Consider the following 12,338-nt stretch of genomic DNA (forward strand, 5'->3'; position numbering starts at 1 on the left):
GAGAGAGAGCATTGTCATCCACAGCTTCAGGTTACAAGGTTCTGAGAAGGGTGCTGCTGCTTCTCCTGACCTTACTTATTCTCTCGGCTTGTTCTTCTGCTCCCGCTCCCGAGCCTTCCCAGCCCCCGCAGCCGACGGAAGCGCCGGAAGAAGGGCAGATGATTACGGTCATCACACCGGATGCCAAGAACGTCGATAATGAGAATGCCCCGAAATATCAGATTCAGACCCGGCTGACAGACTTCAGGCTGCTTAACCCGTCAGCGGGAATAGCCTGGGGTGTCACCAAAAATGAGCTGCGCATGTATATGACCCTTGATAACGGCAAAACCTGGGCCAACATCTCGCCGGCTACGACTGTGCAGTTTCTGAGCAACCCGGTGTATGGCAAAGAGATTTTCTTCACCGATCCCAGCAACGGCTGGATTATACGAAGCTCTTTCGGCACGACCGAGACCGTGGTGCTGCGCACAACAGATGGGGGACACACCTGGAAAGTTTCTGCTTTTCCTGACACCAACACCTTGTCTTCGTTCTACTTCAGTTCACCGTCCCATGGCTGGCTGATGACTTCATGGGATGCCAGCTCCACCAAAGAGAGCAAAGCCCTGTATACAACGCAGGACGGCGGGGCAACCTGGGCCCTGGTCATGCAGAATGAGCAGTATAATCCGAATCTGCCTAACAATACAATTCCGCTGCCTGGCGTTACGACCGGAATGATATTCAAGGACGGAAGCCGCGGATTCGTAACGCTGCAGACCGGGGCGCTGCCTAAGATCTATGTCACCAAAGACGGCGGGGCAACCTGGGCGGCAGGCTCTGAATTTCTGGTCAACGAGAGCTTTGGAGGCTGTGACCGGGTCATTGCCGGTGAACCTGAATTCTTCGGTACGGATCATACAAGCGGATGGCTGTCTGTTGGTTGTCAAAAAGAAAAAGAGGCCAGCATGACCTACAACGGCTATTTCACTGCAAACGGGGGAGAAAACTGGAAGTTTATCAGCTTCAGCCGGCCGGCGTTGACGGGAATTAACCGGCATGTGGCACCTGAATTCCTCAGCTCGCAGGCGGGCTGGTCTTTAGAGGGGAACCTGTTGTACAAGACGATGAATCAGGGACAGACCTGGACGGCACTTCCTGCCAGCAGTGTACTGCAGTCCAAGCTGCTGGAATACCCGGAAGTAGTGAAGCTGCAATTCATCTCGGATGATGTAGGCTGGCTGCTGATCCAGAAAGAAGAGGACCGCAGATCTATCCTGCTACAGACTACGAATGGCGGAGTGAGCTGGCGGGTTATGTAAAAGTAATTAAGAGGTTGTCCGCATTGGCGGGCAGCCTTTTCTTTTGGATAATAAGGCCGCAAAGCCCTCTTAATATAAGGAAAAATCTTATTTAAAATTTTCTTTAAAAATGTGAAAAAAATCACATGACAAACTTTCACTCCTGTGATATATTTAACACATAGAGAACAAGTTCATTTTTTCACAAACTTTCATCCCGAATAGGAGAGATTATTATGAAAACATTTGAAACGGATTATATGACAAGAAACCTGCTGCAATTGTGCTACAACTGTGACGATGCTCACCTGTGTGAAACGGAAGAACAATGCAGAGCTTGCTGGGCGGACAACGGTATGCTGCCGGAAGAAACAAGCGAAACCAGACAATTGCTAGATCTCGTACATGCTTAATGTGATCACCTCTTTTGGTATAATGAAGACCATTTAGGTTCCCGGATATAGGGGGATTTAGGTGGTCTTTTTGGCGTGCTGTCATCACCCCAAGTGAAGATTCTCTCGGAGCAGCCGGGGTTGTTACACATTTGTTATGCTGTCTTGAAGGGAAGAGGCATATACATGTAGAGAAGACCTGCAAGGGCAGGGAATCTAACCAGATGGGAACAAGGGGGAAGAGACCATGGGAACGGGACCGGATCCATCCTGGATGTTTGATTTTACAGGAACGGTATTGCCGATATTCCTCGCTGTAGTCGTGGGGATTATCGCTGTGTCTGCAGGCAGAGGACTGCTTCAGTGGAGCCGGAACAATAATGCCCCCCTGCAGTCCATACCCGCCCGCATTGTCAGCAAGCGCAGCGAAGTCCGCCAGCAGCAGGCACAGGATGAGAGCAGCCGCACCAGCACAACCTACTACCTGACGTATGAGGCGGAGGATGGTGTCCGCAGAGAGTTCAAGGTGGATGGCCATGAATATGGCATGAGTGCTGAAGGGGACAGAGGGGTGCTGACATATCAGGGTACAAGATATCATGGCTTTCAGCGGCGCCCGCATTACTCCACAGCGGAATAGTGAACAGGCTTGTTCATGGATAGTGTGATGTTTATTTGAAAAGTGTTCAGCAGCCCCCTTGTAACCGTCAGCGGTGCAAGGGGGTATTTGGGTTGTGCTTGCCTCGGCTCAAAGGCAGGTTTTTCATGGTATACAAGGTATTGCTGCAGACCGCAGGAAATTGGGCGGGGACTGTCACCACTTAGGCGAATGCACATACAATACAGCGAGCAGTAAAGAACAACGGATGCTTGGCGTTACAGCTTTGTTCCATAACTGTCAATGAAGTGATTACAAGGAGGAGAACGCGTGGCCGTCATCAAAACGAATTCGGAGGATGTAAGGGTGCTTGCGCGGCTGATGCGGGCCGAGGCCGAAGAGGATGGGGAGTCAGGCATGCTGATGGTCGGTAATGTCGGGGTCAACCGGATTCTCGGCAACTGTCTGGACTTCAACAACATCCGCAGTGTGAATGATATGGTGTACCAGAGCCCGGGCGGCTTTGAAGCCCCGCAGAAGGGGTACTTCTATCAGCGTGCACGGGAGGCCGACATCCGTTTGGCAAAACGCGCTATCGCCGGGGAAAGAACCTGGCCAGCATCAAATGCACTGTGGTTCTTCCGGCCTGTCGGGGCTTGTCCGGCCAACTGGTATAACCAGCAGAACACCGGCCGCTACAAGGCACACTGCTTCTTCACTCCGACCCAGGTGGATTGCCCGTCATTATTCTAGGTACGCTTAAGTGAATGCTAATTCAAATTCAAGGAGGTTATTTGTAAATGATCGTTCAACCCTATCGTCCCGTTAATTATATGATGGGCAGCAACCCAGCAGGTGGCATGAGCAACATGAACAACATGAACAACATGAACAACATGAACGGCATGGGCCCGATGAATACTATGGGTGCCATGAGCAACAAGGGGAACATTGGAAACATGGGCACCATGGGTACTATGAGCAGCATGCCGCCGCAGGTCACCAGCGGCAGCCCCATGACGCCAGCCGGAACCGTGGTCTCAACAACTGCACCGGTGTTCGAACAGTCTTATGTGGAGAACATCTTCCGCCTCAACCTTGGCAAGGTCGGCACCTTCTACTTCACCTATGAGAACAACAAAGACTGGAACGCCAAGGTCTATACCGGTGTGCTTGAAGCTGCGGGCCGCGACCATCTGATTATCAGCGACCGGGCGACCGGACAGCGGGTTGTGCTGCTGATGGTAAATTTCGATTATGCCACCTTTGAAGAGCCGCTTGTCTATCAATATCCGGGAGTTATCGGAAATCCGGCGGTTGTACGGAGCTGCCGATAAGCTTTCTGGCCATTTATCCATAGAATAACGCAAAAACGGCTGTCCACCTTTGTTTAAAGGCGGTCAGCCGTTTCTTTTGCTACCGTACGCACATATGCTGTATTTTTCGAGGGGACACGCATGCTTGCTGTTTCACCTAATATATTTATATAATAAAAGTATTATTTATAATCCGTGATTTATGTACTGGAGATGAAGGCATTGGGAAATTGATACGGAAAGGAACAGCTGGCATGATCCAGTCTGACATTTTGAACAAACGAAGGAGGTGGGCCTATCCGCCCGCACAGGAAACGGCGGATAGGAGTATAAATTGAGCGACCCTTTACCCGGTATATTAAATGTAGGTCTTATTATTTTGATTGTGCTGCTTAACGGTTTTTTTGTTTCGGTTGAGTATGCGATGGTGAAGGTGCGCAGCGGGCGCATCGATTCACTGATTGAGGAAGGCAGCAAGAGAGCCCCTGCAGCAAGACAGATCGTTCATAATCTGGATGGTTATCTGTCGGCCTGTCAGCTTGGCATAACACTTGCCTCGCTTGCGCTAGGCTGGCTCGGAGAACCGGCGATTGCTACGATTGTGGGGCCGGTTATTACGAACCTCGGCTTCGGAGAAACAACTGTTTTTGTGGTTTCGCTTATCATAGCCTTTATGTTCATCACTGTTCTGCATATTGTACTGGGCGAGCTTGCCCCGAAGACCATTGCGGTGAATAAAGCCGAGGCTGTACTTCTGCTTGCTGCAGGTCCGATGAATGTCTTTTACCGGATCATGTATCCCTTCATCTGGGTGGTTAACGGCCTGGCACGCGGGCTGCTGCGTATCTTCCGTCTGACGCCGGCATCGGAGCTGGCTACAGCCCATACGGAGGAAGAAATACGCATTCTGATGCAGGAGAGCAACAAAAGCGGATTGATCGACAACACGGAAATGACCCTGGTGGATAATATCTTCGAATTTGCTGACACGATGGCCAGGGAGATTATGATTCCGCGCACGGAAATGATCTGTCTTAACACGCATCTGGAGACGGACGAGAATCTTGAAATTGCCTTTGACGGAATGAGAACCCGTTATCCGGTCTGCGACGGAGACAAGGACCATATTCTCGGCTTCATTCATATCAAGGATATGATCCGTGATAATGCGCCCAAGTATAACGAATTGATCCGTCCGATATTGACTGTACCGGAATCAATTCAGATTAGCAGCCTCCTCAAGGTCATGCAGCGTGCCAAGACCCAAATCGCTATCCTGATTGATGAGTATGGCGGTACCTCGGGAATGGTTACTCTGGAGGATATTATGGAAGAGATTGTCGGAGAGATTCAGGATGAGTTCGACGAGGAACGTCCCGGCATCGAGAAGCTGGGGGAGGATGAGTTCTCTATCGACGGCCTGATGCTGATCGAGGAGATCAATGATACGCTCGGAATCCATATGGAGACGGATGATTACGATACGATAGGCGGCTGGCTGTATTCCAAGCTGGAGGTGAATCCTCCGCAAAAAGGCCAGACGGTGGAGTTCGACAATCATTTATTCGTGGTTGAAGAGACGGACAATAAGCGGATTTCCCGGATTAAGCTGCTGAAGGTGCAGTTTTTGACGGAGGAAGCCGGAGCTTAATTACAAGAAGACAAGAGCATGGCGCTATTACAGCGCTGTGCTTTTTTTTGCATTCAGGGGCTCCAGTTTTTGCAGCGCTCTCCTTAGGCAAAAACTACTTGTCCCATAAGGCAAAATCCACGATTCGACTGGATTCACCAAGGGTAAGGTAGTGTAAATAGGTGCAGTGCAATATTGTGAAATCAAGGAAGGAGAGAGGCTATGGAGCATCATCCGAATCATTACAATGATCTGCTTGTCCTCTTATCTGTTGCTATAGCATTTCTATCGTGTTTCACAGCCCTGGATCTGGCGGAACGGCTTCTCCGTGGCCGCAAGGGAAATCTCTATATTCTGCTTATCTCTGTAGTGCTGGGTACAGGGATGTGGAGTATGCATTTTATTGGAATGCGGGCGATGGATATGGGAGTTCCGGTATCGTATGATCTGCTGCTGCTTGTGTTCTCGCTGATCATTCCTGTGGCCGCTTCTTATATGCTGTTCGTAATGCTTGGCAACCCCCATACCCGCAGCCGTGTCTATCTGGGTCTTGGCGGCATGCTGTTCAGCAGCGGAATCCTGATCATGCATTTCAGCGGCATTCTGGCGATGAAGCTCTCAGCAACGTATGAACAAGGGTTCTTTTCCATTATCCTGTCCATCCTGTTCGCCCTGGTTGTCCCTGTTATTACCGCATCCTACGACCCGAAATGGCTGGAGAATGCCTACAACATGTTCAGTGTCAAAAAACTGCTGCTCGTGTTAACTCTGACCGGAGCGTTCACAGGTATACATTATTCTGCAATGGCCGGCGCATCCTTCACAGTAGTAGACTCATTCTTGTATACAGGGCGCGCTCCGCTCTTGGATGATTCACTGCTGGGCATCATTCTGGGCGGTTCCTTCTTGTTCATTGTGACGATTGTGCTTGGCCTGCTCTATAGGGACCGGCAGCATGTGCTCCGCTTTGCAGCGTTTAATGAGCAGCGTTATATGGCCTTGTTCGAGCATAGCCCGGATATGGTGCTGTGTATTGATCCGGCCCTTAAGAAGATCATCAGTGCCAATCCTGCCCTGCGGTATACCACCGGATATGGAAGAGAAGAACTGGGGGAATTCAAGAACATCCTGTACAGTGACAGGGATGAAGCCGCAGTCAAGGAAGCTGTGCGCAATGCCTCCCAAGGAAAGTCCTCCAAGCTGGAGCTGAAGGTTATCACCAGGGACCGCCAGCAGATGATCTGCAGCGTAACGGTGTTTCCATTGCTTCATAATAAGGAACAGCTGGTCTATATCGTTGCCGAGGATGTCACTGCCCTGATGCAGTACCAGCATGAACTGATTCAGGCCCGGGATGCGGCAGAGAGTGCTGCCAGGATGAAAAGCGAGTTTCTGGCGACGATGAGCCATGAAATCCGTACACCGCTGAACGGAATTATCGGCATCAATCAGCTGCTGGCCGAAGAGATCAGCAAACCCGAGCATCTGGAGCTACTGAAGCTGCAGAGTACCAGCAGCCAGGCATTGCTCCGTGTAATGAGTGATGTTCTTGATATCTCCCGCCTGGAAGCAGATGGTCTCGTGTTGAACCAGGAGCCGTTTCAGCTGACTGTGCTGCTGCAGGAGTGTATGGAGCTGTTCGAAGTTATCACCAGAGACAAGCAATTGTCGTTTGTGCTGTCGGTAGAAGAGGGGCTTCCCGGCAAGTTCGTGGGAGACATTGCGCGGATCCGTCAGATCCTGGTTAATTTAATCGGCAATGCGGTGAAATTCACTCCTTCGGGAGCGGTTACAGTTACTGTAGAGTCCTGCGGCCTGAAGGGAGCGTCTCAGACGCTGCAATTCAAAGTGCATGATACGGGCATTGGTATTCCGCCGGATAAGCTGCAGCTGCTGTTCCAATCCTTTTCCCAGGTGGATGCTTCCCACACGCGTAAATATCCGGGTACCGGTCTGGGTCTGGCCATTTGCAAGAAGCTGGTGGAGCTTATGCAGGGAGAAATATGGGCGGAACCGGCGCCGGGCGGCGGGACCCAGTTCTTTTTCAGAATTGTACTACAGTCGCTGGATTCATCGCCGGAGCTGATTTACAACCAAGAAAATGAAGACAGCGGAGTGCCTGCGGCAACCAAAGCTGTATAATGTAGGGTTTGCCAAGGAGAGAACTTTAATTATATAATTTTAAAGTAACTTATCTTTTATCACGACAGTCCTATGGACAGAAAGGAACTCTCTTTGAGCAAACCGAAAAAGAACAATGTCGCGCTTCCCCAGATGAGCAAGCAGGAGAAACGCCGGGCAGAGCAGGAGCAGCAGAAGCAGAAAACGAGAATTCTGATCGTGAGTACAGTGGCGTTAGTCGTTATTATTTTTGTAGGATTATTCATGCTGGCCTCGAGGGACGGCTCAACCACAGGATCTGCTGCCGCTCCCGTTGACTTCAATTACAGTGAAATGGCACGGCTGGGCAAAGAAGACGCACCCGTCAAAATCGTTGAATTCGGCGATTACAAATGTCCGGCTTGCGCCCAGTTCACCGGGGTGATTAAACCGCAAATCGTTCAGGAGTATGTCAATCAGGATAAAGCAGCCTTTTACTTCGTCAACCTGGCCTTTATCGGTACGGATTCGAGAACAGCCTCACTTGCGGCACTCTCCGTGTACCATCAGAATCAAGAGGCTTTCTGGAAATTCTTCGATGCCATCTATGCTAACCAGGGTGAAGAAAAGGTAGAGTGGGCAACACCGGACTTCCTGGTAAGTCTGGCACAGCAATTAGAATTGCCCATTGACTTCGACCTGCTGCGTAAGGATATTGAAGACAAGACCTACGAAAGCGAACTGGAGAGAGATATCCAGCTTGGCACTGACACCGGCGTAACCAACACGCCATCACTGTTTGTCAATGGAGTCAAGGTGAAGGAACCTTTTAATATGGAGGAGATTGATGCTCAAATCCAGGTAGCTGCGGAAGCTGTGGCTGCACAATGAATAAATTCTCTGCATTCTGCCGCCGGAATTGTCTCTACTTGGCCTGGTTCGTCTCGGTTGTTGCTGTAGCAGGCAGTCTGTATCTCAGTGAAGTGCTGAAATATGAGCCCTGCAAGCTATGCTGGTTTCAGAGGATATTTATGTATCCGCAGCTGATTTTGCTCGGAATCGCCACTTACCGGGGGGATAAGCGCATTATCCCTTATGTCCTTCCCTTAAGTTTGATTGGCGGAAGCATTTCGATCTATCATTACGCAGAGCAGAAAATTCCGGCACTCAGCAAGGTGCTTCCATGTACAATCGGTGTGCCGTGCAACACGGATTATCTGAATTATTTCGGATTCATCACCATCCCGCTGCTGGCACTCATTGCGTTCGCATTAATCACAATTCTGCTATGGACAGGGCGTAAAGAGGATGCAGGTGAGTAAGAAGCCGTCAGGCAGAATGAAGAGTAACTATTTCCCTTAAATTGAGTGTAAATTATTAAGCAGAAATGCTGTAAAATCACGCGATAAAGGGATAATGAAAGAGAATGAAAGATCAAGACATACCGGATCATGGATTTGGTTGTTTTGGTTGTTTTTCATTCTTTTTTCATTTGTTTCAACGCTTTACGGAAGAGGCATTGTAGATTATTATTAGTCCTTGTGAGAAGTTGAATATGCGCTGAATTTTCCGGAAGGAAAAACGGGGGAACCAAACTTGGCCGAGTGCCAACGGGGTGAATCGGAAGCGGGTCAGCAGACTCGAAAACCGTAGGGCTACCACAGCCCGAATCCGCCAGCTAACCTCGTAAGCAATAGTGGGATAATGACCATGCACTCAAGGCATGCGGATCATTTCCGTATGCTTATTTTTGTGCCTGCATTTATGAAATCCACTTATGAAAACAGCGCGCGGTACTGCCGTTTCAACTTAACAAAGAGAGGAACTGTTACTACAATGGTAAGCAAGGTAAAACGACTATTGATCGGGCGTCCGATGAAGTCGAACGAACTCGATCATGAAAAGTTATCCAAGGTGAAAGCACTGGCTGTCCTGTCTTCTGATGCGCTCTCGTCTGTAGCCTACGGAACAGAACAAATCCTAATCGTACTTGTGGCCGCAGGTTTCACAGCTATCTGGTACTCATTGCCAATTGCATTAGCCGTATTGGGCCTGCTGGCCATCTTAATCCTGTCTTATCGGCAGACCATTTTTGCTTATCCGCAGGGCGGGGGCGCCTACATTGTTGCCAAAACCAATCTAGGGGTTCATACCGGATTGCTTGCCGGTGGCTCTTTGCTGGTCGATTATATTCTAACGGTGGCGGTAAGCGCCTCGGCGGGAACGGATGCAATTACATCAGCGTTCCCGGGTCTTCATAATCATAGTGTACTCATAGCGGTTACTGTCATTCTGCTCTTAACGATTGTCAATCTGCGGGGTGTTACTGAATCAGCTTCCTTCATAGCCATTCCGGTATATCTGTTCGTCGTATCCATCTTTGTACTGATTATCGCGGGAGTCTTCAAATATGCAACCGGCGGTGCTCATGCCCAGGTTCCTGAGATTGGCTCGGCGGTATCAAACGTTAGTATGTTCCTTCTGCTCAAGGCCTTCAGCTCCGGCTGTTCGGCACTGACCGGGGTAGAAGCGGTCTCCAATGCGATCCCTAACTTCAAAGCACCGGCTGAGAAAAATGCGGCTAAAACGCTGATGCTGATGGGTCTGATTCTCGGAGCTATGTTCACAGGGATTACGCTTTTGGCTTATTGGTACGGTATCATGCCGGATGAGAAAGCAACGGTTGTGTCGCAGATTACCGAGTCTACCTTTGGCCGCGGCGGTTTGTACTTCTTCATCCAAGGCATCACTGCAGTAATCTTGTTCCTGGCGGCGAATACAGCGTATTCGGCCTTCCCGCTGCTGGCTTTCATGTTCGCCAAGGACAAATATTTACCCCATGCCTTCATGGTGCGCGGAGACCGGCTGGGATTCTCCAACGGCATTATTTTCCTCGGCGTAATGTCGGCTGTGCTTGTAGCTGCTTTTCACGGAAATACCGAAGGGTTGATTCCATTATACGCCGTTGGGGTATTCATTCCGTTTACCCTTTCACAGCTTGGCATGATGGTCCAGTGGTACAGAACCAAGCCTAAGGGCTGGCAGAGCAAATTCGCTGTGAATACAGTAGGCATGCTCACAACCTTAACCATTACGCTCATCTTCATTATTACTAAATTCTCGAGTGTATGGATGGCCTTCATCTTCCTGCCGCTTGTAATCATCGTGTTCCACCGGATTCACCGCCATTATATGAATATTGCCGATCAGCTGCGCATTTGTCCGGCTACGGATAAACCTTGTATTAAAGGAAGCACAGTGGTTGTACCTGTTGCCGGTGTCACCCGCGCGGTACTGCATTCGATCAGCTATGCGAAGTCATTGACTGAGAATGTAGTGGCTGTATATGTCGGATTCGATGAAGAAGAGATTCACAAAATGGAACAGAAGTGGGAAGAGTGGAACCCTGGGGTGCGCCTGATTGTACTCCGCTCGCGTTACCGCAGCATCATCCGCCCGCTGGTGAAATTCATCGATACGGTGGAGTGGAAAACCGCTTCTACAGACCATATTACTGTACTCATTCCGCAATTTGTTACGAAGCATTGGTGGCAGGCGATTCTGCATAATCAGACCAGCTTGTTCATCCGTTCTTATCTGATGAATCAGAAGGATATCGTTATAGCAACTGTACCGTATCATTTGCACAAATAGACATACCCTTTATATGTAAAACGGCTGTTTCCGCAGGTTGCGGGGACAGCCGTTTTTTGTTAAGCGCAGGGTGAGTGTACATGGAACCAGATAATTTAGTTGACAGAGAGAATGAGAATCAATATCATCAGTTTATGTGAGGCGAAGGCAGCAGTAACCTTTGACCAATAATGAATGTACTTACAGGAGGGGTAGTTAATGTTTTCGTTCAACCTACAAAGATCAGGAAGCATGAAGCTGGCTATGGCCGGACTCATGACCACAACGTTGTTACTATCCGCGTGCGGAAATAACAATGCAGCCAATAATGAAGCTGCGGCAACTACAGCACCTGCAGCAACTACCGAAGCTACAACTGCACCTGCAGAAACAACAGCTCCAGCGGTAGAGCAAACAGTAACGGATGCCATGGGACATAAAGTCACTATCCCTGCGAACCCGCAGCGTGTGCTGGCTTCTTATCTGGAAGATTATCTGGTCGCACTTGGCGTGACCCCGGTTGCCCAATGGTCCGTTACAAACGGTACTATGGAATACCTCGCAGCTGAGCTTAAAGATATTCCAACCATCAGCTATGACCTTCCACTGGAAGCCGTAACCAGCTTCGCACCGGACTTCACCATTGTACAATCGGAAGGTACTGTTCAGAACGGCCTGTATGACCAGCTGAACAAAATTGCACCTACGTATGTACTCGGCGACGAAGTCAGCAAGGACTGGCGCAAATCGCTGCTCAAGATCGGCGAGCTGTTGAACAAAACGCCTGAAGCTGAAGCAGCAATTACAGCGTACGATCAAAAAGCTGCTGATGCAAAAGCCAAAATCTCTGCTGCCATCGGCGATGAGTCCGTTGCCATTCTCTGGCTGGTCTCCAAGAGCTTCTTCATTGTAGACGAAACCCGCAGCAGCGGAGCGGTATTGTATGGAGATCTTGGACTGAAGCTCCCGAATCTGGTTACCGAAATTCCTGCTGAGTCCAGAGCAACGTGGAATCCGATTTCACTTGAGAAATTGTCTGAGCTGACTGCAGATCATATCATCCTTGTGAACAGTGACGGGGCGGATGCTGCTGAAGTTACGGATGGCGCGATCTGGAAGGGGATTCCGGCTGTTAAGGCGGGGAATGTTCATGAGTTTGGCAGAGCAACCAGCTGGCTGTACAGCGGTCCTATAGCTAACTCCAAAACAATTGATGATGCTCTGAGCAGTCTTGTAAAATAAGCAGCGTTCAAAATGCCGGTGATCAGCCTTTGCCGGTAGCGAGTGTGCAGGTCCTTGTATCCCCGGATACGATGATCTGCACCTTTTTTTAAATGGAGCGATAGATGAGGGCGTTCAGTATAGATTACGCGTTATCTGCTTGTA

The 12,338-nt window shown here is 49.6% G+C and carries 11 protein-coding genes and 1 riboswitch; all 11 genes read left to right on the plus strand.

The features are described from left to right. Positions 1–11 precede the first annotated feature (11 nt). Positions 12–1,304 carry a WD40/YVTN/BNR-like repeat-containing protein gene (locus NSQ73_RS13535; protein WP_340986807.1) on the plus strand — a complete coding sequence of 431 codons (1,293 nt, stop codon included), beginning with the start codon at positions 12–14 and terminating at the stop codon, positions 1,302–1,304. Between the two features lie 215 nt (positions 1,305–1,519). Continuing rightward, on the plus strand, positions 1,520–1,696 hold the full coding sequence (locus NSQ73_RS13540; RefSeq protein ID WP_171715899.1) for a hypothetical protein: 177 nt from the start codon (positions 1,520–1,522) through the stop codon (positions 1,694–1,696). 226 nt (positions 1,697–1,922) lie between these two features. Then, a complete protein-coding gene (locus NSQ73_RS13545; RefSeq protein WP_042137749.1) occupies positions 1,923–2,315 on the plus strand; it encodes a DUF2500 domain-containing protein in 393 nt (130 codons plus the stop codon). A 288-nt stretch (positions 2,316–2,603) separates the two neighbouring features. Continuing rightward, positions 2,604–3,026 (plus strand): cell wall hydrolase, encoded by a 423-nt coding sequence (locus NSQ73_RS13550; protein ID WP_042137747.1) that lies wholly within the window; start codon positions 2,604–2,606, stop codon positions 3,024–3,026. 47 nt (positions 3,027–3,073) lie between these two features. Continuing rightward, complete coding sequence (gene gerQ / locus NSQ73_RS13555) at positions 3,074–3,610, plus strand: spore coat protein GerQ (RefSeq protein ID WP_445669496.1); 537 nt, start codon at positions 3,074–3,076, stop codon at positions 3,608–3,610. Positions 3,611–3,923: 313 nt separating this feature from the next. Continuing rightward, on the plus strand, positions 3,924–5,240 hold the full coding sequence (locus NSQ73_RS13560; RefSeq protein WP_042137745.1) for a hemolysin family protein: 1,317 nt from the start codon (positions 3,924–3,926) through the stop codon (positions 5,238–5,240). Between the two features lie 201 nt (positions 5,241–5,441). Then, on the plus strand, positions 5,442–7,361 hold the full coding sequence (locus tag NSQ73_RS13565; protein WP_340986808.1) for a sensor histidine kinase: 1,920 nt from the start codon (positions 5,442–5,444) through the stop codon (positions 7,359–7,361). 93 nt (positions 7,362–7,454) lie between these two features. Beyond that, complete coding sequence (locus NSQ73_RS13570) at positions 7,455–8,210, plus strand: DsbA family protein (protein ID WP_340986809.1); 756 nt, start codon at positions 7,455–7,457, stop codon at positions 8,208–8,210. Next, entirely contained in the window at positions 8,207–8,641 is a 435-nt protein-coding gene (locus tag NSQ73_RS13575; RefSeq protein WP_039298958.1) for a disulfide oxidoreductase, read from the plus strand. The genes NSQ73_RS13570 and NSQ73_RS13575 overlap by 4 nt, the downstream gene beginning before the upstream one ends. Before the next feature lie 226 nt (positions 8,642–8,867). Beyond that, a riboswitch (cyclic di-AMP (ydaO/yuaA leader) is annotated at positions 8,868–9,027 on the plus strand. Between the two features lie 128 nt (positions 9,028–9,155). Next, on the plus strand, positions 9,156–10,973 hold the full coding sequence (locus NSQ73_RS13580) for an APC family permease (RefSeq protein ID WP_042137741.1): 1,818 nt from the start codon (positions 9,156–9,158) through the stop codon (positions 10,971–10,973). Positions 10,974–11,171: 198 nt separating this feature from the next. Next, positions 11,172–12,194: an ABC transporter substrate-binding protein gene (locus NSQ73_RS13585; RefSeq protein WP_340986810.1), complete on the plus strand. Its 1,023-nt coding sequence runs from the start codon at positions 11,172–11,174 to the stop codon at positions 12,192–12,194. Positions 12,195–12,338: the final 144 nt, after the last annotated feature.

Source organism: Paenibacillus sp. FSL R10-2736, from assembly GCF_038000245.1.
GTDB lineage: Bacteria > Bacillota > Bacilli > Paenibacillales > Paenibacillaceae > Paenibacillus_AQ > Paenibacillus_AQ phytohabitans.

Bases quoted from the DNA above. Each gene is read 5' to 3' on its own strand.
- NSQ73_RS13540 (WP_171715899.1), top strand. From the start codon at position 1,520: ATGAAAACATTTGAAACGGATTATATGACAAGAAACCTGCTGCAATTG.
- NSQ73_RS13545 (WP_042137749.1), top strand. From the start codon at position 1,923: ATGGGAACGGGACCGGATCCATCCTGGATGTTTGATTTTACAGGAACG.
- gerQ (WP_445669496.1), top strand. From the start codon at position 3,074: ATGATCGTTCAACCCTATCGTCCCGTTAATTATATGATGGGCAGCAAC.
- NSQ73_RS13565 (WP_340986808.1), top strand. From the start codon at position 5,442: ATGGAGCATCATCCGAATCATTACAATGATCTGCTTGTCCTCTTATCT.
- NSQ73_RS13575 (WP_039298958.1), top strand. From the start codon at position 8,207: ATGAATAAATTCTCTGCATTCTGCCGCCGGAATTGTCTCTACTTGGCC.
- NSQ73_RS13580 (WP_042137741.1), top strand. From the start codon at position 9,156: ATGGTAAGCAAGGTAAAACGACTATTGATCGGGCGTCCGATGAAGTCG.
- NSQ73_RS13585 (WP_340986810.1), top strand. From the start codon at position 11,172: ATGTTTTCGTTCAACCTACAAAGATCAGGAAGCATGAAGCTGGCTATG.